The following is a 22795-nucleotide window of genomic DNA, read 5'->3' as shown; positions in this document are numbered from 1 at the left end:
CGCTCTGGTGATGCCCAACAGGCGGTTCGTTATGCGTTGGTTTCCTCGTCGTCGGTCCTGTAGTCGGGGTGTGTTAGGTCGGCGCGGATGGCCAGGTGCAGCGGCATGGGTGCAAGGGTGCGGTCGTCCCAGGTGATGGTGTGGTCGCACAGGCGGGCGGTGAGCAGGACGAGGGCGCGTTCGCTCCAGATGCCGGCCTGCGGGACGGCGATCTCGGTGCCGGTGTAGGCGTGCCAGTCATCCTTGAGCAGGTGCCTGAGGTTGTCGGGGAGAGTCCACGGGGTGTAGCGGGCTCCGATGCTGCCGCCTTTGGCGCGGTAAATCCGCGACGATTTGGGGAACAGCCAGACGTTGCTGCCGGCTAGCTGATACACGTATCGATCGGGGGCGGCTGGTTGGCGGGGGTCACCGGGCTGGTGGCCGCCATGGCGGTGGACCGGTCGGGGCACCTCGCGGCTCGTGTTGCAGCGGACGATCGCGACGTCACGTTGAGCGGTAAGGCTGACCGCAGGCAGCGCGCCGACGCCGAAGTGGTGGTTCTGCAGGCCGGGGTAGATGGACCGCAAGGCCGCCGCGTCGACCATGATGACTACGGGGCCGGCAGGTAGCGCATCGAGGATCGACTCGACGTGGAGACGGGTCTGGACGGCCTTGGCGCCGCGGCCGTGCTGGGCCGAGCCGATCGGTCCGGCGTGGAAATGCGCGATGCCGGCAGGTTGCGGTACCCAGCGGCTGGCGGTGTCGCTCCACATGCGTACCTGCCAGAACCGGTGTGGGTCCTGGTGGGCGTGGATGGCAGTTGCGGTGATCACGAGCTTCGGTGCCGTGCCGTCGACGGCGGAGTGCTGCAGGCGAGAGTGCAGCCCGACCAGGTGTACTGACGAATGGCCTGTGCCATCAAGGAAGTCCCGGAGAATATCGCGGGCCAGGTCCGGGTGCAGAACGCCGGTGGTACGCAGCAGCAGGTCCGCTGCTGCCGCCATCGCGGGATGGTCGGCCTTGGCGGTGGTCGCAGTCGTGGTCTTGACGGGCTGGCGCCGGGGCGCGTCAGTGGTGCTTGGTGGTGGGGGTGTGGCGAGGAACTGGGCGGTGATGTCGAGGCGGGACAGGAGACGGCGTACCGGGTTCTTGGCGTCGTCGGTGGCCTTGCCGGTCTTCGGGTCGTACTCGGTCTCGACCCACGCCACGACGGTGCCGGTCTCCTGTTTGGCGATCACCTCTATGTCGCTGGCCAGTGCGACGCGGTCGCGGTTGCCATGTTCGAGCAGTTCGGGGACGTGGTGGAAGGAGACGACGAGGCCGGGATGCACGTCGACGGCTTGATCGTCGAGGGCTGTTGCGGCTGCGGAAGCGATGGCGGCCAGTTGCGTGGCCATGCGGTGGCGGGCCCCGGACGTCGCGTACAGGCACAGCAGGCGGAGCCGGTTGGATCCAGCAGCCGCGACAGCGCCGGTGATGATGTCGGGTGTTACCAGCAGGGTGGTCTCGGTGCCCTTGTCCTTGGGGTCGGTGAGGACCTGCCGCCGGGGCGTCTTGACCTTGGTGTGCTTGTCCTTGGCCCACTCCAACGGTTCGAGGTGTGGGCAGGTCCTGGCAATGTGTTCAGCCAGACGCAGCATGAGTCGGGCTCCGGGGCCTTTGCCGACGGGGTGGACTCGGGGTCCGGGGACCAGTGGCCGGGTGCGCCCGGGCCGTGGTGGGAGGTCTTGGTCGAGGTCGAGTCGCTCCATTCCGCACGCCTGCGCGATCGCGGCGGCGTGGTTGGCGACTTCTGTGGTCCACTGGCCGCCCTCCGTTTTGGGTCGCACGTTCTTGACAGGTACCCGCAGGACCGGTAGTTCCGGCTTATCGCGCTCGATCCAGGCGTTCTTGGATCCGCGCCACTGGTTGTTGATCCTGGATAGGTGGGCGTCGAAGACAACGGCGAGGTCCGGTACTCGGGGTAGCGTGATGATGCGGGCGGTGACGCGCAGCATGGCGTAGCCCGTGTAGTCGGCACCCCATTGGTTGCTGACCAGGTCGTCCCACGCCAGCAGTGACCCGTCAGTGTCCATGCGGAGCGCGAGGTAGGGCCCGTTGTCGTCCAGTGCCAGCTTCCGTGAGCCGACCCGGGCCATGATCGCCCAGGTGGCCGAGTCGAAGAGCCAGCCGGGGGCGGTGGCGGTGCCGGACTCGCCGACGGTGATGTGGTCGCGGAATGCCCGGGTGGTGTCGGCCGACGGCAGCGCCGGGGCGAGGGTGTTGAGGTCCTCGCCCTTGCGGAGCTGCCGCTCGAAGGTACGCAGGCACGTGGTCAGGCGGAAGGGATTGATCGCGTCGCTGGTGAGGATCATGCCCTTGATACCGGCGGCGCGATCATCGTCGGACAGCTGCCAGTCGTCGATGATGCGTACCGGCTGGCCGTGGACGGCGGCCAGTCCGGTGAGCAGTTGCCGGTATGGCGGGGTGGCGGGTGCGCCGCCTCGGCGCGGCGTGCGGGGCAGCCGCTGCCAGGCACCGGCGAAGTCGTCGCCCCACGGATAGACGGTGACCTGTCCGAGAAGGTCGGTGACGTGCTCGGCCGGGATGCGGTATCCCAGGGTGACGAGCATGGCGTTCCTTTCCGTCAGGCGAGGAGCTTGGCTTCGTCGTCGGCATAGCGGAAGAACTCGGCCAGCGTGGTGCCGTATAGCTCCCGCATTCGGAGCAGCTGGCCGGTCTGCTCCCAGTGGTCGCGTAGCCTGCGGACGAGCGTGCCGAACGTCGGCCCGCCGCTCGGGTCCAGCATGGCGCCGTCGGCGAGGTAGATCGTGGCTGGCGTGCCGCCGCGCCGGGCGCGTCCGACGAGCTGCACGATGCCGTTCATGATCTCCGCAGTGACAGAGAGCTGGACTCCACGGGGCATGGTACGGAAGTAGGGCAAGCTGGTGACGATCTGTTCGAAGTAGTGGCCGGCGGCCTGCTTACGGGCATCGAGGACATCCGCGGGCCGGTGCTCCAGGTCACGCAGTACATCGTCGTTGGCATCTGGGGCGAGCGGGTGGGCGTTGACGTGGGCGACGAGCTCGGTGGGCTCGTCAATGATCGGCACCGGGCGTACCAGCAGCCAGATCGAGCCCAGCGCGGACCGGTCGCCGGCGCCGATGATGTTGACGCCGCGTTGGACCCGGGCCAGCGGGGCGATGAGGACGTCCACGCCCAGGCCGGGAGCCTCTTCGAGCCGGTCGGCGGCCAATTCTCGCCAGCCGGCCTGATCGGGCCGATCGGCGCCGATATCGCCGATGTCCGGTGCGTCTTGAGGACGGACCGCAAGGCAGATGCGGCGGGGGTTGGCACCGGCCCGGACCAGACCTTCCGCGGCCGCCCGCGCCCCGTCGTAGGAGGTGGTGGCCAGCAGCACCAGGTGCCGGTCCGGGTCCTCATCCGCGAGGCGTCGCAGTTCCTGTTCCAGGCGGGTGCGCCACAGCAGTTCGGCGAGGCGGCGCAGTGCCTCCTGCCGCCGCGCTCCCTCGGTGCCCGACACCCGCAGCAGCGCGCGCTCGTCGCCGATTTGCTCGTTGACGTAGGCGGGCAGGATCTGGACACCTTGCGGGTCGTCGTCGGTGACCCACCAGTGTGGTTCGAGGTGGACGTGGTGGTGCGGCGCATGCGGGAAGAACGCCGTGGCAGACAGTCCCAGCACTGCCCGGCGTGTCCCAGCTCGGCACAGGGCGGTGATGTCCGCGAGGGTGGTGGTGTAGACGTGCGGGTCTCCCCCGAACGCGGCCGCGTTGAGCCGGATGGGCAGGCGCCCGGTCGGGTCGACATGATGGCTGAATGCGAACAGCAGCCGGCCAAGCGGCCCGTTGGGCAGCGCCCGCCACCGGCTGTACGGGCCGAACGTCTCGGCGATCTCCCGTGCAGCTGGAACACCAGCGGCGGCCAGATGCGGGGCGTCGAAGACGAAGTGGCGTAGGTGCTGGCGCAACCGGTCCAAGATGGCCCGTTGCAGTAGCCGGTTGATGGCTTTTGCCCTGGCCTGCTCGTCGCGGATACGCTCGGTCAGGAGCTCGTCGAGGCGTTCCCGGCTGTCCTGCAACCTGGTCGCGCCACTGCCGACCTCGGTCACGGTTGCCAGAATTTCCCGCACCGCGGCGAACTCGGCGGGCTCGTCCGCCTGCGGCGGTTCCTCCCCAGGGAACAGCGACCTGAACCCGCTGACCATTTCCGGTGTCAGCGGCTCGTGCTCGGTCAGGCCGTACAGCTGGGCGGTAAGGAGGCCGTCCCAGCGGCGGGGCACCAGCCAGTACCGGCCAGTCGCCGCTCCTGCGGTGCCCTCGACGCCGATGGTGCCGAAGTACAACGCGGCGGTGTACAGCGAGGCCAGGAACTTCGAGTGGTGCACCATGTCCCGGACGCTGGACTCGACCTCCCGGTTGATCCGGCCGGCCGCCCGCACGTACTCGGCCTCCAGTTCATGCAGCGGGGTACTGGTGCTGCCGCGACGGTCCAAGACCAGCCCGCGAGCGGCCTGCGACACCACATTGTTCTGGAAGGCGTCAATCTCGTCTATCACGACCAGGTGGCTGCGTCGGAACACCAACTCCTCGACGGTCATCCGGTCGGTCAGCGCATGCTCATCGCGGACTGGAAGGTGCAGCCGGCCGCTGTGGAAGTTGGCGTGACTGGTCACGATCACCGAGGCGTCGACCGCGGCGCGGGCGAGGCGGAACTTCCCGCACGTCGCTCGCCACGGGCAGGCCCGACGGGGCGCGGTCTCCTCCCCAGTTGGCTGCAGGCTGGTGCACGGCTCCTCTCCAGGCGTCCAACCGTCGACTGATCCTTCGGTCTCCGCAGCCGCGGCCAGGGCGCACCCGTAGCCAAGCCGGTCCATCGTCCAGTCGCCGTTAGGGTCCCAGGCCGGCCGCGTGCGGACCACCTTCCGGACGGCCTCGAACACCGCCGACGGCGACATCAACGCGGTAGCCGAGGCATCCACGCCCAGGGCGTCAAGGTCTTGTTCCACGGCCCGGGCGAGCTTTAGCACGTCCGCATTGGTTGGCACCACGATGGTGACGACCAGCTCGTGGGCGGCCATCCAACAGGCGACCACCTCCATGATCACGCTCTTGCCAATGCCGGTCGGCGCGTTAAGCAACCGGGTCTCGCCGGCGGGCAGTCCGAGAATCCCGTCGACTGACACCACTCCGTCGGCGGTCCGGAGCCGCTGGCAGAGCTTCGTCACGTAGCGGGCGCGGTAGCCGGCACCACCACGAGCAGCGTCAATCTTGCCAGCTAGCTCGATGAGTTCGTGCGCGGGAATCAGGATCTCGTCCGCCGGCGGGGAGGTGCGCACGACGGGAGCCGCCGGTTCCGCCATGGAGGGGTAGGCCGGCAGAACGTACCGCTGGTCCACCACCCGGGCCGCGCCACTACCGGCCGTGACCCGGACGGTGGTGTGGTACCGGCCGGGGCCAGCCACCGGAGTGTTCCCTCGGCCGACCGTGCTACACCGCTCCAACTCGTGCAGCGCCTCGTCGACGAAGTCCCGCAGCGGCATTCCCGGCGCGCAGGCCACGGTCAGCGCGTCGTCAGCATCGGCAGCCAACCGGCAGGCGGGCAGGCCGTCCTGATCCAGGCCCTGTCGCAGTGCCCGGCGCACCCATTCGCCGTCGGCGTACTCCGCCTGCCGCAGCCGCAGCAACCGCACGATCCGCTGCGTGTCATCGCCGCTCAAGGTGCGCCAGGCGGGCCACACATCGACGTGCCCGTCGAGCAAAAACGCCACGTCCCGGCTGGATACCAGGACCGTGCCCGCGTCCGCCTTGAGCGGAAAGTGCACCGCGGCCAGCCCGACCGCCGCGCGGAGCAGCAGCAGAATGTTCTGCTCCAGACCCTCGTCCTGCCGCTGCCGGGTCACGATGCACTCCGTTTCCGGCGCCGCAGCGCGCCCTTGATCTGGCTCACCAGCTGCCCTTCGGTGAGGATCGTGTAAGTGGGCAAAGCCTCCCGTACCGCGTGGACTTGGCCTGCGTGGGTGTCGGGCAGCACGATGTGCCGCGCTGATGGTGGGTTCTCCCGGATATGTCGCAGCAGTCCTTCCACGGTCGCGTGTTCCTTCACGTCGACGTCCCAGCGCCGATCGCCCACGACGATGCCCAGGTCGTAGCGGTCGCAGTCCGGATACAACTGGACCGTCGCCCCGGCCTCAGTGAGCAGTCGAGCCAGCCGTAGCTCGGTGGCCCCCGGAACCACGATGAAACGCCACACCGGCTCCTCCAGCTGCACCGCACCGTCGGCGTCGTGCCGTTCCGGTAGCCCGCGCCCCACGCCGGCGGGCAGTCGCCGGTCCACAGCGATCAGCCCCGGAGCGCCCTTGTCCCGGTCAGTCACCTGGTACGTCGCTGTGTGATAGGGGTACCGGCAGCGCACCATCTGTCCCCGCACGTCCATCGGCCATCCGCACACCCGGCAGGGCCACCACCATCGGCGTTCACCGCAGCGGTACGACTGTCCGTCGGTCACCGGCACGTATTGGGCCACCCTGCGCGCCTGCCGCCGGTTGCACTCTTCCACGAGCAGTTGCTCCGGACCGGCGGGGCACTCGACCAGGAATTGCCGGGCCGTGCGGTACGCGGCCTCATCCGCGGTGCCGATGAGCCTCGCGAACAGCTCGTTCTCGAGGTCGTTGGCCCGCATCCACGACCACGACGGCAGCCAGTCCCGCCCCGGGTCGAGTCCGCTGATCACCTCACGGACGTAGTCGGATCCGACCTCGTACGCGATGTCGGCCAGCGCATCACTGTCGTCGAGCAACACCACCTCGTCAACGCCGTCGCCGTAACGGCCGTCATCGCCCCCGTCGAGGATCGGGGGCAGCAGCGCGCCAAGCGGCCGGCGAAGGCAACGCACCAGGTCAAGTGGTGCCACCGGACCCTGACCGGGCCCCAGCTCGAACATCAGGACACCGGTCATCCGTGCGACCTCATCGAACGCCCGCGGCTCGCGGTGCCGCACCGACCAGGCATATGCCGCCCGCAGGGCGGCCGAGGTGATCCGGGCACGACGATCAAGCACGCTTGCGTCAGGCCCACCCCGTGTTGTCACTTCGGTTCCGCCCCCTCCTGGCGATCGGCCACAACAAGATTCACCTTCGGGCGTCGGTGACGACGCACACCGTGTCCGTCAACGCCAGTGATGCTCGCCGAACCAGCGGCCGCGCACTGCTGGGCGAATTCATCGCGCAACTGGTGCAGCGACGAGCGCGCGCCCAACAACCCGAAGAACTCATCGACCCCCCAGGTCGCCAACCAGCCGACCCGCGACATGTAGAACGCCACTTCGTCAAAGCGATACTCGTCGTCGTAGTCAAGCAGCACGTATCCCGCCAACTGCCAGATCGCACTGTCCTTGAGCATCTCGGGCCGGGAGGTCGACTTGATCTCCACCAGGCGCCTATCGACAACCAGGTCTGCATCGGCACCACCAACATCTCCGCTGCCCGCGAACGTCGGCGCAGCCCGGCAAACTGACACATCCGCAGCATCCCGCAGCCATCCGAGAGCACGCTCGGCCAGCTTTACCTGTACCTGCAGGTCCATAACCGCGTAGTCCGGAACGTATGCCAGCAACGCGTCCAAGTCGCCGCCGCCGACGCTGCCAGCCAGAGGCGATCCAGGAGCGATGGCACCGTCGCGGAAGACCCGATCAAACCAAGCAAGGGCGAAACACATCCGGTCCAGGCGCGCCTCAACCTCCCGCTCCAGTAGCCAACGGCGCCCTCGCACGTAGGGCCCGCAGGTACGCAGGTGCTCCACATACTCATCGACCAGCGCCTCACCGACGCGCCGCGACTCGGGCTCGCCGAGCGCGCCGGCCAAGGCAACGCCCGCGACGGCCGACGGCGGCGGCTGCGGCGCCACGAACGCGCAGCGAAGGCGGAAGTCCACCGCTACGCCCAGCAGATCCCACCGCACCACGGTCCGGCCGGCCGCCACCGGCCGCTGCACCCGCCGCACTGGAAACGCCGAGGCATACGACGCCCGAACCGCCGCCGTGCGCCGAAGGTGCGCAGCCAACCAGCGAGTCAACGGGTGATCATCATCAGCGATGACCGACGTCAGGCTCACGAATTTTGAGGATAGGCGCCTCCACCGACAATCTGGTTGAACCATGCTCGTCGAACCTTGCGTCTTCTGGCACATCCTGTCTGCCATCGACCCGCCCGACGGGGAGCGGGCCGTCGCCCGGCCCGCCACGGCCCGCGGACCTCGCTGCGTCCACGCGTACGCTGGCGGGTCGGGCGGCGGTCTGCTCGGCTTGCCCGGGTCGATGGCAGACAGGATGCCCACCGCCACCACCCACGAAGCCGGCGGCCGCAGACGGCCCACGGCCATCCTGGAGCCGGAGCGCCCCCGCCGGAGGCGCCGTAACCCGAGCCCGCGCGGCCCGCCAGCACGCTGACGCAGGCGGCACCCTCCCCTACTTCGCGCATGGTCATGCCCGTGACACCACATCATCGGCCTGATGGCGTACGTGTTGGAGACCCACCAGGACCATGCGTCCGCCAGCGGTCTATCTCTTGGTGCTCGCTGCGGTCACTCGGCTGCGCCGGTCTTGGCAGAGGCACGTTCGAAGAGGCGTTGGCGCTCAGCGGCCACGACCTCGCGGACGAGTTCAGCCTCGGACAAGTCCACCGCCTCTGGCGTGGAGTCGGCCATCTCGCTGACCCGGGCGAACTCATTGAAGATCCGCTTCTTACCGGCCAACAGTTCGGTGATCCGCTGGTCGACACTGTCCTCTGACAGCAGCCGGTGGACCTGCACCGACTGCACCTGCCCCATGCGGTGCGCGCGGGCGATGGCCTGTGCCTCGGTGGTGGGCTTGAGCTGAGGTTCACAGATGACGACGACGGATGCGGACTGGATGTTGAGCCCGACGCCGCCGGCCACGATCTGGGCAACGAGGACGGCGCCGTGCCTGGCGGACGAGAACTGGTCCACCATCTGCTGGCGCTGACCGGCTGGCACCGACCCCGTGAGTGGCCCGAAGACCGGCCCCGGCAACGACCGGGCAACCAGGCCGAGCACTTCCCTGAAGTGGGAAAACACGATGACTCGCCGCTCGTTCTCCTCCGCTTCGCGGACGATCTCGATCAGGCGCTGCATCTTCGTGGACTGGGCTCCCTGGAGCATCGCCGCTTGGCGCATCTCCATGAAGTTCCCGATCTCGACCGCCCCCCGATATCGCGAGATGTCCGCCGTGGACATCGGCAGCCATTCCTCAACCTCGATCAGCTCAGGGAGTTCGGTCAGTACGTCTTCCTGGTTCCGGCGCAGGTAGGCCGGCGCGATCTGCCGCCGGAACGTCCTCGGCGACAGGTCGGTGGCGTCAACGGTGAGGTCAGGCCGTACGTAGGAGGCAAGGTTGCGGAACTCGTCGACCTTGTTCTCCAGTGGCGTGCCGGTGAGGAGGATCGCCCTGTCCGAGCGCGCGATGAGTTCCCTTGTCCTGGTCGTCCGCCGTGCCTGAGGGTTCTTGATGTAGTGGGCCTCGTCGACCACGACGCACGCCAGATCGCGGAGCTCCCGCAGCGCCGGCTCCCACCACGCCAGGGTCTCGTAGGTCGTGACGGCCACGCCGCCATCCCGCACCCAGGTACGGGCTGCCCGGTCGCGTTCCGGTCCGTGGACCCGATGCGGGCGCAGCTTCGACTTGCCGGTGACCTCGCGAACCCAGTTGGTCACCACCGCAGCCGGGCACACCACCAGGAAATGAGTCTTACCCCTGCTGCGCAGGTGTGCGAGGACCGCAATCGCCTCGACGGTCTTCCCGAGGCCCATCTCGTCCCCGACGATGACCTTGCGCTGCACCAGGGCGAAACGGGCCGCAAAGCTCTGGTAGCCGCGCAGCGAGGCGGTCAGGTGTTCACCGTCGAGTGCCTGATCGCGTACCGCCTGGATGATCTCCTCCGGGAGATCGCCGTGCACCGCGTTCTCGTCCTCGGTGACGAACCCCAGCTCGGCGAGCATGGCGAAGTAGTCGGCAGGTCGAGCAAGGAAGTCTTCCCATGGGTCCGCGCCGGCGCTCTTGCGACCGGATCCCGATGACATGCCCAGCAGTTCGGCTCGCCGTTTAACGATCTGGATGCTCTCGGAGAGCCCCGAGGCGGCGAGCTGCCTGGCCGGTATGACGAGCAGGTGACTGGTTTCGCCGTTGATCGCTGCCCGCAGCGGTGCGAGTTCGGATGCACGTTCGAGGTCGGCGGCCGCGCCTCGGGTCTGCCGGCACGAGTCCCATTCGGCGAGGCAGCGCAGCAGCTGGGTGGTCTCAGAATGGCGGTGATTGATGTCGATGCGGACGGGCATCTCGTCGTACGTCGTCTGCCATAAGGCTTGCGCTGCTCCGAGCATGCGCCGTGCTGAAGTCTCCCCGACGCCCGGCAGTGCCTGAAGGGCCAAGCCGACGTTCAGCACGTCCTGAACCGTGCTGATCCCCGCCTCGCCGAGTGGCCCCAACCGAAGTCGATCGCGGGTGGCGGTCTTCAACGCATCCACCGGCATCTCCTGGAGGATTCGTTGGACCTCTGCGCGTCTGACCTTCTCACCCGCCTTCTGTGCCGCCGATCGGTACGAGGCTTCGCCTGCGACGACCTTGGCGATGGCGTCCAGCGCCTCGGGCAGTCCGTCGACGACCGACCGGTCCAGGATCTCGGGTGCCGGGGCGGTCTGCCCGGAGACAAGGTCGAATCGGAGGGCTGGATCGAGCAGGATCTCGAACTTGAGCCGCCGTGGATCGGCGCGCGCGGTGAAGGCACCGAGCCACTCCAACCGCCGAGGTTGATCGTTCCGGAGGATCGCCGCGTGGTGATGGCGCAAAAACTCGGCAGCGGCAGCCGCCGATTGTTTCTTCGCCGACCCGGTGAAGAAACGACCGAGGCCAAGCATGGGGGCGACGTCGGCGATGGCACGGGGTGCATCCGTGGTGAGCAGTTGCAGCAGGGAGCGGTCGTGGGCCGTCGGCACGGGAAGCGTGGCCCGCTCCCACAAGCGCCTGACGACCCCAATGTCACTCTTTCGAAGCGGGAGCACACGCCAGGCGGCTTGACCGGCCCGGCCGACCATGACACTCCGTGAGCGCAGGGCTCGTTCATCGCTGCTGGCCGCGTCCTGGACAGCCTGGTGCCAGTCCTGTACCTCCTCGGCACGGTGGCTCCATTGCGTGAAGTCCGCCATGAGGCGACGAATCTGTTCGCGCTCTGTCTTGTTCATGCTCACCGCAGAAATCGAGGGGTTTGCGGACGGATCGTAGTGCACCCCCCACCTGAACGGGACCTCCGGAGACAGTTGTCAGGAAAGCGACACCGACACACGCAACACCAGCTGGCGCAGCCTGCGCCGGCCTTGCGCTCGTCAGTAGTGTCGGTGCTCGTCGGTAAGCTCTGCTGGCTGTCGTTCTGGAGGTGGCTGGTGCGGCTCGAGGATCTCTCGTCGGGCGTTCGGGTGACCGGGGTGGTGCCGGGCGAGGCGGTCTCGGTTCTGGCAGCGCAGTGGCATGGCCGCGAGGCTGTGGAGCTGACCTACAAGACCCTCGACGGAGGCCTGCGCCAGCAGGTGCTCTTCCGGGCCGACGAGGCCAAACTGAGTCTCTCTGACGCGGGCAGCCGGCCGTTCGACGCCGCCGCCGAGGAGTTCCGGCTGGTCGCCGAGGCGCAACGGATCTCCCTGGCCGGGCTGTTCGACCCGATGCTGGCGGTGGCCACCAGCGACGTGCAGCCGTTGCCCCACCAGATCCGAGCCGTTTACGGCGAGATGCTCGACCGCATGCCGCTGCGGTTCCTGCTGGCCGACGACCCTGGCGCCGGCAAGACGATCATGGCTGGCCTGTACGTCAAGGAGCTCCTGCTCCGCGACGACGTGAAGCGCTGCCTGATCGTGGCTCCCGGTGGACTGGTCGACCAGTGGCAGGACGAGCTGTTCTTCAAGTTCGGTCTACGCTTCGACATCCTCACCACGGCCATGGTCGACGCCGCGCTCGGGTCAAGCGTGTTCGAGCAGTATCCGCTGCTCATCGCACGGATGGACCAACTCGCGCGCAACGAAGACCTGACCGCCCACCTCGACGACGCCGAGTTCGACCTCGTCGTCGTCGACGAGGCCCACCGGATGGGCGCGAACTACTTCGGCGGCAAGATCAATAAGACCCGCCGCTTCCAGCTCGGCGAGAAACTGCGTGACCGCACCCGGCACCTGCTGCTGATGACCGCCACCCCGCACGCGGGCAAGGAGGAGGACTTCCAACTCTTCCTCACCCTGCTCGAGCGCGACGGCTTCGAGGGCAAGTTCAAGGCCGGCATACACAACCCGGACACCAGCGGGCTCATGCGACGCATGGTCAAGGAGGACCTGCTCACCTTCGAGGGCAAACCGCTCTTCCCGGAACGCATTGCTCAGACCGTGCCCTACGAGCTCACCGCAGACGAGCAGGACCTCTACGAGCGCGTCACCGAGTACGTGCGCGAAGGGATGAACCGTGCTGCACGGCTGGACGACAAGCGTCGCAACACCGTCGGCTTCGCGCTCACGGTGCTCCAGCGACGCCTCGCCTCCAGCCCCGAGGCGATCTATCAGTCCCTGGTCCGACGCGCCGAACGACTCAAACGCCGCCGCGACGACCTGATCCACGGCCGCGGGGTCAGCGACGAGCCCGCCCCGATCAACCCCCGCGACTGGGACAACGACGAGCACAGCGCCGAAGAGGTCGAGCAGCTCGAGGAGGAGCTGCTCGACGCCGCCACCGCGGCCCGCACCATCGCCGAACTCAACACCGAACTGGCCGACCTCGACAAGCTCATCCACGTCGCCCGCCGGGTCCGCAACCTCGACGCCGACCGGAAATGGGTCGAGCTGCGCAAGATCCTCGAAGACAACGATCTCATCCACCCTGGCGCCGAGAAGCCCCGCAAGCTGATCATCTTCACCGAGCACCGCGACACCCTCGACTACCTGGCCCGCAAGATCCGCTCGCTCTTCGGCAAGCCGGCCACCGTGCAGGCCATCCACGGCGGCGTCCGACGCGCCGACCGACGCGCCATCACCGAGGAGTTCACCAAGAACCCGGCCTGCCAGATCCTCCTGGCCACCGACGCAGCCGGCGAAGGCCTCAACCTCCAAGCCGCCCACCTGATGGTCAACTACGACCTCCCGTGGAACCCCAACCGCATCGAGCAGCGATTCGGCCGCGTCCACCGCATCGGGCAGACCGAGGTGTGCCGCCTCTGGAACCTCGTCGCCGCCAACACCCGCGAGGGCGAAGTGTTCACCCGGCTGCTGCAGAAGGTCGAGGAGCAGCGCAAGGCCTACGGCGGCAAGGTCTTCGACGTCCTGGGGGCGGCCTTCGACGAGACCCCACTCCGAGAGCTGTTGATCGAGGCCATCCGATACGGCGACCTCCCCGAGACCCGAGCCAAGATGGAACAGGTCATCGACGAAACGGTCGCCCACGGGCTCAAGGAACTCCTCGAAGAACGCGCACTCACCCACGACGCCATGTCCGACGCCGACCTGGCACAGATGCAGCGACTCATGGAGGAGGCTCGGGCCCGCCGGCTGCAGCCGCACTACATCGAATGGGCCTTCCGCCTGGCATTCCAGCGCCTCGGCGGCCGGCTCGCCAGACGTGAGCGTGGCCGTTACGAGATCACCCACGTCCCCGCGGCCGTCCGCGCCGTCACCAAGCATGGCCCCGTCGCCACCCGCTACGAGCGAGTCACCTTCGAGCTCGACCGCATCGACGTCGCCGACAAGCCGCGCGCCGACCTCCTCGCGCCCGGGCATCCGCTCCACGACGCCGTCGCTGAGCTCACCATCACCCAGCTCCGACCCACCCTCGAGCGCGGCACCGTCCTGGTCTCCCCAGAGGTCGAGGAGCCGACCCTGTTGGTCGGTGTCGTCGAGGAGGTCGTTGACGGCACCGAGGAGTCCATCGCGCGCCGGTTCGGCTACGCCTACGTCGACGCCACCGGCCAGGTCACGCCCGCCGGCCCGGCACCGTACCTCGACTGCGTGGCCGCTCCGAACACCCCGGCCGTGGCTGCGGCCAAGAAGTTGGCCTGGCTCGGTGACGCCGAGTCCCGGGCCCGGACCTGGATCATCGGCCACCAGCTCAAGGACTACCTCGCCGAGGTCTCGCCCCGCCGGCTCGCCGAAGTTGAGCGCACCCGAATGCGGGTCGACCAGCGGTTGGCGCACGAGTCGAATCGGCTGATCGGGGAGGCGATCGCTGCCCAGGAGAAGGAGCAGGCCGGCACAAAGCCAAAGGAGAGCTCCGAGAGCCTTCTGCGCAAGGCACAGGAACTCCAGGCCCGCCGGGAGGCCCGCCTGGCGCTGCTGGGCCAGCAGGCACAGTTGGTCACCAAGCCGCCACGCGTCATGACGGCCGCGCTCGTGCTGCCGTTGTCGATGGTCGAGGCCGAGATCCCCGGCGACGCTCCGATCCACGCCAAGGAAACCAAGGCCGTCGAGCGGCGCGGCGTCGAGCTGGTGCTCGCCACCGAGCATGAGCTCGGCCGGAAGCCACGGGAGCAGGCCTTCAACAACCCCGGGTACGACGTCCTCTCCATCCCGGCCGGCGGCGGCCCCTCTATCCGCATCGAGGTCAAGGCACGCATCGAGGGTGCCGAGGACTTCTACGTCACCCACAACGAGGTCGTCACCGGCAAGAACGCCCGCCCCCACTACCGGCTCGCCCTGGTCACCGTCAGCAAGGCCGGCCCCGAGCACGACCAGGTACGGTATGTCGCCGACCCCTTCGCCAGCGTCGACTTCGGCGACCTCGCTGCTACCGGCGTCCGCGTCAACTGGTCGAAGACCTGGGCCGCCGGCACCGCGCCTTTTTGAACACAGAGCTAGAGGAAGTTGATGAAGCGCAAGCTGATCGAGGTCGCTCTTCCGCTGGAGACGATCAATCGCGAGTCGGCCCGTGAGAAGGAACCGTTCACGCGGAACCACCCGCGCTCTCTGCACATCTGGTGGGCGCGTCGCCCCCACACCGCGGCCAGAGCCGTGTTGTTTGCGCAGCTCGTCGATGACCCGTCTGCGCGCCCGGAGGAGTTTCCCACTGACGAGGCCCAGCGAGCAGAGCGAGAAAGGCTGCACGCTCTCATCCGGCGCATGTCGGTCTGGGAAGCCTCTTGGAACGATCCCTCGGTGTGGACCGCCGCCCACCGGGAGATCGTGAAGTCCAGCGATGGCAACCCACCACGTATCTTCGACCCGTTCGCAGGGGGCGGCACGATTCCGCTCGAAGCGCAACGACTGGGCCTGGAGGCATACGCCTCGGACCTCAATCCGGTCGCGGTCCTCATCAACAAGGCGCTTGTAGAGATCCCACCGAGGTTTCGCGACCAGTTGCCGGTGTTCCCCGGCGTGGCCGAATCCAAAACGACCTGGATGGGTGCAGAGGGGCTGGCTGCCGACGTCCGGGCCTACGGCACGTGGATGCGGGAGGAGGCTGAAAGGCGCATCGGCAAGCTCTACCCGGAAGCAACCTTCCCGGATGGGTCGAAGGGGCCCGTGACCGCATGGATCTGGGCTCGGACGGTGACATGCGCCAACCCTGCCTGCGGGATTGAGATGCCGCTTGTGCGGTCCTGGTGGCTCAGCAAGAAGACGGGGAAGGAAGCTTACATCGTTCCTTCGGTCGTGGCTGACCCTGCCCATGCTTCTAAACTCCGAGTCGAGTTCGCCATTGATCACGACCCGGCCAAAGGCCCGGCCGGAGCCAGCGATGGCACAGTCGGACGTACGGGTGCCACATGCCTCGCGTGTCACGCTTCTGTTGACCTAAAATACGTCCGTGCCGAAGGGCAGAAGGGGCGGCTGCGGCAACAACTCATGGCCGTAGTTGCGGAGGGGCGCCGACAGCGTATTTACCTTCCGCCAACTCCCGATCAGGTCGAAGCCGCCGTGGTGGATCAGCCGACGGATATTCCCGATGCGGGTATTCCACCCAAGGCTCCCAGCTTCCGAGTGCAGGCCTACGGAATGACCAAGTGGACGGACCTCTTCACTAACCGGCAACTGGCCGCTCTGGCGACGTTCAGCGATCTTGTCGGCGAAGCTCGGGATCGCATCGAACGTGATGCTCTCGCCGCTGGTCAGCAAGAGGGTCCGCGCTTGGAGTCCGATGGTAACGGGGCTGCGGCCTACGCCGATGCTGTAGCAACCTATCTCGGATTGGCTGTGTCGCGCTACGCGGACCTCTCCAATGCGATCTGCTCATGGAACCAGACTAACGAGAATGTCCGTGCGCTTTTCGCTCGTCAGGCGGTCCCCATGGCGTGGGATTTTGTCGAGGCGTGCCCCTTCGGTCAGGTCTCTATCGCTGGCCCGATTGAATCTGCCGCCGCCTCGATTAGTCTGGTGGGACCTGACGGCAGTAGTGCTCGACAGCAACCGGCACAGGCAGCCGACTTCTCCGAGGCGGTGCTCAGCACCGACCCTCCCTACTACGACAACATCGGTTACTCGGACCTGTCAGATTTCTTCTATGTTTGGCAACGTCGCGCATTGCGCGCCATTCACCCCAAGCTGTTGAGCACGATGCTGGTTCCCAAATCCGAGGAGTTGGTCGCCAACCAGTACCGCCATCACGGGAAGGAGGGCGCAAAGGCTTTCTTTGAGGACGGTTTCCGCAACGTCTTCACGCAAGCCCGTAGCAGCGCGCGAGCCGATTATCCAATTACTGTCTATTACGCTTTCAAGCAGTCCGAAGACTCCAATGAGGGGACAAGCTCTTCTGGTTGGGAGACTTTGCTGGACGGCATGATCAAGTCCGGATGGTCCATCACATCGACTTGGCCGATCCGTAGTGAGCGGAGTACACGGGCAGTCGGCCTCGGTACAAATGCCTTGGCCTCGTCCATAGTCCTGTCCCTGCGACCGCGACCTGATGATGCGCCGACTACTGATCGTCGCGGCTTGATTTCCGCCCTTCAGGCGGAGCTCCCGGACGCCTTGCGGAGGCTGCAGCAGGCCGCGATCGCGCCCGTGGATCTGCCGCAGGCCGCGATCGGCCCGGGTATGGCAGTGTTCAGCCGGTACGCGAAGGTGCTGGAGCCGGACGGCTCGCGGATGACGGTGCGGTCGGCGCTGGCACGGATCAACGAAATCCTCGACCAGGTGGTCGGGGAGCAGGAGGGCGACTTCGACCCCACGACCCGCTTCGCGATCGCGTGGTATCGCCAGCACGGCTACAACACGGGAACGTTCGGCGACGCCGACAATCTGGCCCGCGCCCGGAACACCTCCGTGGAGCGCATGGACCGGGACGCGATCCTGACCAGCCGTGCTGGCAAGGTCACTCTGATCAGACCCGCAGACACCCCCGCCGACTACGACGTTCTGGCCGACGAGCACACGTCGACGTGGGAGGTTCTGCACCACACGATCCGGATCCTCGAGACCGAAGGAGTTCCGGCGGCGGGTGCGTTCCTGGCAACCACCCAGAGTCGTCCGGACGGTGCCATCGACCTCGACCTGGTAAAGGAGTTGGCGTTCCTGCTGTTCTCTGTCGCGGAGAAAAACGGCTGGGCCAAGGACGCCATCAGCTTCAACGCCGTCGCCCAGTCCTGGGGTGACGTCGTCGATGCCTCCAAGGCCGCCCCGGCGGCTCACGAGCAGGGCGAGTTCGACTTCTCCGCGGAGGATGACTGATGCCGCTAAAGGCGCACGAGCATCCGCTGAAGAAGATTTTTTCTGCTGATTTCGACTTCGCGATCCCTCACTACCAGCGACCCTACGCCTGGGGCACCGAGCAGGCCCTGCAGCTTCTCGACGACCTTGAGGACGCCCTCGTTCGGGACGCAGCCGAGCCGTATTTTCTCGGTTCTCTGGTCCTGGTCAAGCCGGATGAGAACGCGCCGCGGGCGGACGTCATCGACGGTCAGCAGCGTTTGACGACGCTCAGCATCCTGCTCGCCGTCCTGCGAGATCTCGCCGAAAACGACGAGGTCGCTGTCGTTCTGCGCGACATGGTCCTGGAGCCAGGCGTGGCTCTCGACGGCATCAAGGCCAAGCCTCGCCTGCTGCTGCGCGATCAGGACTCCGGGTTCTTCACGACGTACGTGCAGACTCCCAACCGGCTGGACGACCTGTTGAAGCTCAGCGACCATGCGCTAGCGAACGACAGCCACCGGGCCATCCGGGACAACGCCAAGGTGTTGCAGGAACGACTGTCGTCCTGGACCGACGACAAGCGCAGTGCGCTCGCGGCCCTCGCCCGTAACCGGACCTTCCTGGTGGTTGTCAGCACGCCGGATCTGGCCAGCGCCCACCGCATCTTCAGCGTGATGAACGCCCGAGGTCTCGACCTCGAGCCCTCGGACATCTTCAAGTCCGAAGTGATCGGCTCTATCGACGCGGCGCAGCAGCAGGCGTACGCAAAGTCGTGGGAGACCGCGGAGCAGAACCTCGGGCGTACGACCTTCGCCGACCTGTTCCTGCACCTCCGAATGATCGTGGCGAAGGCACGCGGCCAGCGCGAGCTGCTGATCGAGTTTCCCCAACAGGTGCTCAACGCCTATACCAAGACCGGTAGGGCCACGAGCTTCGTCGATGACATGCTCATGCCCTACGCCACGGCGTACACCCACCTGCTCAATCAGGACTACGACGAGCATGACGCCTCTTGGTCCAAGGTCAACAACTGGCTGCGACGTCTGGTCCAGCTGGACAACAACGACTGGCGTCCGCCGGCGTTGTGGGCACTGCGCAACCACGACGACGACCCCGCGTTTCTCGACGGTTTCCTGCGCCGGCTGGAGCGGCTCGCAGCCAGCATGCTGCTGCGGCGCGTCTACACCACCCCTCGGGTGACCCGGTACATCGAGCTGCTCAAGCAGCTCGACGCTGGCGCTGGTGTCGACGCGGAGGCCTTCGACCTCACTGCCGACGAGCGGCACGAGACGCGCGAACGCCTCGACGGGGAGCTGTACAAGGTGCAGCCCGTTCGGAAGTACGTGCTGCTTAGGCTCGACGAGCTGCTGGCCAATGCCCCTGGTGTCTCCTACAAGCACAAGATCATTACCGTTGAGCATGTGCTTCCTCGGAACCCCCGGAACGACAGCCAGTGGGTCAAGGACTTCGCGGAGGATGAGCGCGCCTTCTGGACGCACCGCCTCGGGAACCTGCTGCTCCTCAACAGGAACAAGAACAGCCAGGCGCAGAACTACGACTTCGCGACAAAGAAGGAGAAATACTTCAGTCCCGCAGCCGGCGTCACTGGCTTTGCCTTGACAACCAATGTGATCATGGAGCCGGTCTGGACTCCGGACGTGCTCGAACGACGGCAGGTCGAGCTCACGGGAATTCTGGTCAAGGAGTGGGAGCTCAACTGACATGGCGATCTCGAACCGCGACCGCATCGGCCAGATGTTCGATGCGCTGTCTCCGGCGCTGAGCGACTTCATCACCCGGGTCCTGTCGCCCCACCTGCCCGGCGGCCACGACTGGACGCAACTGGTCGCACTGAAGGACGCCAAGAACGGGATCTCGGGAAAGACCTACTCGACGAGCGACCCGCAGCTCCAGCTGCGCATGCTGACCGAGAACATCCCTCACCAGGTCAAGCCCGGCTGGTTCCCGTTCGAAGGCCAGCTCTCGAAGCTCCAGCAGTCCTACGCCAGCGAGCTGCGCGACGTGCGCAACGGCTGGGCGCATGGCGCCTCGTTTAGCAACGACGACGCCTACCGGGCGCTCGACACCGCAGAACGGCTGTTGTCGGGGATCGGTGCCTCCGAGGCCGCCGCAGACGTGGGCAAGATCCGGCTGAATCTGCGCCGGGTCACGGCGGAAAAGGACGACCGCCGTACGCTCAAGGCGGCCGCCGAAACGGCCGACTCGACGGGGCTGCGGCCGTGGCGCGAGGTGCTGCGACCGCACGACGACGTGGCGACCGGCAACTTTCAGGCCTCCGAGTTCGCCGCCGACCTCTTCAAGGTTGCCGAGGGACAGGCCGGCAACGACTACGCCGACCCGGTGCAGTTCTTCTCCCGTACCTACCTGACGGAGGGCCTGCGCGACCTGGTCGACCGCGCGGTCCGGAGGATGACCGGGGACGACAACGCGTCCCCGGTCATCAACCTGCAGACCAACTTCGGTGGCGGCAAGACCCACTCGATGCTGGCGCTCTGGCACCTGGCGGGCGGCACGCCACTCGGGTCCTTCCCCCAGGACACCCAGGACCTGCTGGGGCCGCTGGGCTACGACACCATCAAGGACGCCCACCGGGTCGCCATCGTCGGCAATCACTTCGCCCCCACCGGCGAGACCAAGCCGGACGGCACCGTGGTGAGAACGGTGTGGGGCGAACTGGCTTGGCAACTCGGCGGTGGTGTGGAGGGCGGTGCCGAGGCGTACAAGATGGTTGCGGACTCCGACCGAGCCGGCACCAACCCCGGCCGGGCGCTGCACGACCTGCTCGCGGCGTACTCGCCGGCGGTGATCCTGATTGACGAGTGGGTGGCCTATGCCCGGCAGTTGCCGGACCACCCCGAGGAGGCGACCGCCGCAGGCATCACCGGCGGCACCTTCGACACCCAGTTCACCTTCGCCCAGTCCCTGACCGAGGCGGCCAAGGCAACCAGCGGAGTGCTGCTGGCGATCTCGATCCCCGCATCGGAGACGGGGAAGGATCCCAACGAGGTCGTCGCCGGTAACGCCGAGGAGGTCGGCGGACGCCGCGGCCTTGAGGCGCTGCAGCGGCTCCAGAATGTCGTGCGCCGCGTCGCCGACCAGTGGCGGCCCGCCTCCTCCGACGAGGCCTACCACATCGTCCGGCAACGGCTCTTCGTCGCCCCGGATGCGGCCGCGCTGGCCTCGATTGGCGCGACGGCACGAGCGTTCGTGGAGTTCTACCGCAAGCACAGCGACGAGTTCCCCCGCGAGGCGCGAGACGGGGCATACGAGGACCGGATCAAGCGGACCTACCCGATACACCCGGAGCTGTTCGACCGGCTCTACGAGGACTGGTCGAGCCTCGAGCGCTTCCAGCGGACGCGCGGCGTGCTGCGCCTGATGAACACCGTCATCCACGCGCTGTGGGTCGGGGAGGACAACGGACCGCTGATCATGCCCGGGTCGATCCCGCTGGCAACATCAGCGGTGAACTCCGAGCTCACGCAGTATCTGCAGGACTCATGGAAGGCGATCATCGACGCCGACGTCGACGGCCCGAACTCCGAGCCGACCAAGATCGATAACGAGAAGCCGCTACTTCAAACGCGCCGGGTCACCAAACGGCTCGCCCGGGCCATCTTCTTCGGTGCCGCCCCGACCATCGGCTCGGCCCACAAGGGGCTGGAACGTCAGCGCGTCTTCCTCGGCACCGCGATCCCCGGCGACATCCCGGGCAACTTCCACTCAGCGCTCTCCGCACTCGGGGATCGGGCGACCTACTTCTACTCCGGGTCGGGGAAGTACTGGTACGACCTCCAGGCCAACATCACCCGGCGGGCCAAGGACCAGGCCGAGCGGCTACACGTCGAAGAGGTATGGGCCGAGGTGCGCCGCAGGCTCACCGACCAGGCTCAGCGGCGTGGCGACTTCGCGGGCGTGCACATCTGCCCGGAGGACAACGGCGACATCCCCGACACCGACGAGGCACGGCTGGTCATCCTGCACCCCAAGGTCACCCACAAGAAGGGGGACCAGGAGTCCAGCGCCATGAAGTTCGCGCGGTCCGCGACCGACCACCGTGGGACCGCCCATCGAGTGCACCGCAACATGCTGGTCTTCCTGGCGGCCGACGTGAACCGCATGGAGGAACTCGAGTCGGCGGTACGGGACTACCTCGGGTGGTCGCACGTGCTGGACAACGCCGACGAGCTCGATCTCACTCAGAACCAGAAGAATCAGGCGACGGACAAGAAGCGGCAGGCGCAGGACACTGTCAACTCTCGGCTGCTAGGCAGCTACCACTGGGCTCTCGTACCGGAGGCTCCCGACCCGGGATCACCGTTTGTGATAGCCGCCACGAAGGCGGAGGGGCAGTCGACGTCGCTGGCGGAGCGTGTATCGAAGCGGCTCGGTGCTGATGGGGCGCTGGCGACCCAGCAGGCGGCAGCGGCGATCTCGCTCTGGCTCAACCGACTGCCGAAGCTGTGGGAGAACGGTCACGTCAAGGTCGGCGATCTGTGGCGCCAGTACACGACGTACCCCTACATGCCACGGCTGCGGGATAGGTCTGTGCTGGCCCGTGGCATCGCGGACCAGCCGCTGTTGTGGCAGCAGGAGGGCTTTGCTGTTGCCCTTGAGTACGACGGCGAACGGTACAAGGGACTTATGTTGCCGTCCGATGGCAACTTCGGCCAGGCCACGGACTCGATGCTCCTGGTCAAGCCCGAGCTGGCGCTCGCACAGCGGCAGCAAGAGACGACCCCTGAACCCGGCCCTGAGCCTGGACCGGAGTCGAACCCAAGTACTGGGTCTGGCTCCGGTCCTGGTCCGCAGCCCGGTCCCGGTCCTGAGCCAGCCCCATCGCCGAAACCGACAATCGGCTACTTCTTCGGGAGCAAGACCCTCGACTCAACTCACTACGCCCTGGACTTCAAGAAGCTGATGGACGAGGTGATCCAGCACCTGACCTCCACGCCGGGGGTCAACCTGAAGGTCCGCGTCGAAATCGAGGCCGAGGCACCCCACGGGTTCTCGGAGTTTCAGATCCGCACGGTCTCGGAAAACAGCAACGCCCTCAAGTTCGACCAATCCGGCTTCGAGGAAGATCACTAAGCGTCAGCCCAGAAGCCCGTCGGCAGCAACTGCTGCCGACGGGCACATCT

The 22795-nt window shown here is 67.0% G+C and carries 9 protein-coding genes; 4 read left to right on the top strand and 5 right to left on the bottom strand.

Annotated elements, in window-relative coordinates; translation table 11 throughout:
* Positions 1-29: 29 nt before the first annotated feature.
* From D7I43_RS25280 to D7I43_RS25260, 5 genes are all read right to left on the bottom strand, one after another.
* Positions 30-2591, bottom strand: a complete 2562-nt coding sequence (locus tag D7I43_RS25280; protein ID WP_120331055.1) for an RNaseH domain-containing protein — start codon at positions 2589-2591, stop codon at positions 30-32.
* A gap of 14 nt (positions 2592-2605) precedes the next feature.
* Positions 2606-5878 carry a DEAD/DEAH box helicase family protein gene (locus D7I43_RS25275; protein WP_204985288.1) on the bottom strand — a complete coding sequence of 1091 codons (3273 nt, stop codon included), beginning with the start codon at positions 5876-5878 and terminating at the stop codon, positions 2606-2608.
* A complete protein-coding gene (locus tag D7I43_RS25270) occupies positions 5875-7035 on the bottom strand; it encodes a restriction endonuclease-related protein (RefSeq protein WP_147427298.1) in 1161 nt (386 codons plus the stop codon). Before D7I43_RS25270 ends, D7I43_RS25275 begins: the two co-directional genes overlap by 4 nt.
* Before the next feature lie 26 nt (positions 7036-7061).
* The gene (locus tag D7I43_RS25265) at positions 7062-8087 is read right to left on the bottom strand and encodes a hypothetical protein (protein WP_147427297.1); all 1026 of its coding nucleotides are present in this window, start codon (positions 8085-8087) and stop codon (positions 7062-7064) included.
* A gap of 468 nt (positions 8088-8555) precedes the next feature.
* Entirely contained in the window at positions 8556-11228 is a 2673-nt protein-coding gene (locus tag D7I43_RS25260) for a DEAD/DEAH box helicase (protein ID WP_120331076.1), read from the bottom strand.
* Here D7I43_RS25260 and D7I43_RS25255 point away from each other — a divergent pair.
* The 4 genes from D7I43_RS25255 to D7I43_RS25240 are packed head-to-tail and all read left to right on the top strand — an operon-like array spanning position 11175 to position 22745.
* Positions 11175-14855 carry a helicase-related protein gene (locus tag D7I43_RS25255; RefSeq protein ID WP_204985287.1) on the top strand — a complete coding sequence of 1227 codons (3681 nt, stop codon included), beginning with the start codon at positions 11175-11177 and terminating at the stop codon, positions 14853-14855. The genes D7I43_RS25260 and D7I43_RS25255 overlap by 54 nt on opposite strands.
* Positions 14856-14876: 21 nt before the next feature.
* Positions 14877-17672 carry a DUF1156 domain-containing protein gene (locus D7I43_RS25250; protein ID WP_120331052.1) on the top strand — a complete coding sequence of 932 codons (2796 nt, stop codon included), beginning with the start codon at positions 14877-14879 and terminating at the stop codon, positions 17670-17672.
* Positions 17672-19354 (top strand): DUF262 domain-containing protein, encoded by a 1683-nt coding sequence (locus D7I43_RS25245; RefSeq protein ID WP_120331051.1) that lies wholly within the window; start codon positions 17672-17674, stop codon positions 19352-19354. The genes D7I43_RS25250 and D7I43_RS25245 overlap by 1 nt, the downstream gene beginning before the upstream one ends.
* 1 nt (position 19355) lies before the next feature.
* Positions 19356-22745 (top strand): Swt1 family HEPN domain-containing protein, encoded by a 3390-nt coding sequence (locus D7I43_RS25240; protein ID WP_192902263.1) that lies wholly within the window; start codon positions 19356-19358, stop codon positions 22743-22745.
* Positions 22746-22795 lie beyond the last annotated feature (50 nt).

This window comes from Micromonospora globbae, assembly GCF_003610785.1.
Lineage (GTDB): Bacteria > Actinomycetota > Actinomycetes > Mycobacteriales > Micromonosporaceae > Micromonospora > Micromonospora globbae.
This window is presented reverse-complemented; position numbering and strand designations above follow the sequence as displayed.

Excerpts from the sequence above, each read along its gene's own strand:
- D7I43_RS25280 (WP_120331055.1), bottom strand. The coding sequence starts at position 2,591 with ATGCTCGTCACCCTGGGATACCGCATCCCGGCCGAGCACGTCACCGAC.
- D7I43_RS25260 (WP_120331076.1), bottom strand. The coding sequence starts at position 11,228 with ATGAACAAGACAGAGCGCGAACAGATTCGTCGCCTCATGGCGGACTTC.
- D7I43_RS25250 (WP_120331052.1), top strand. The coding sequence starts at position 14,877 with ATGAAGCGCAAGCTGATCGAGGTCGCTCTTCCGCTGGAGACGATCAAT.
- D7I43_RS25245 (WP_120331051.1), top strand. The coding sequence starts at position 17,672 with ATGCCGCTAAAGGCGCACGAGCATCCGCTGAAGAAGATTTTTTCTGCT.
- D7I43_RS25240 (WP_192902263.1), top strand. The coding sequence starts at position 19,356 with ATGGCGATCTCGAACCGCGACCGCATCGGCCAGATGTTCGATGCGCTG.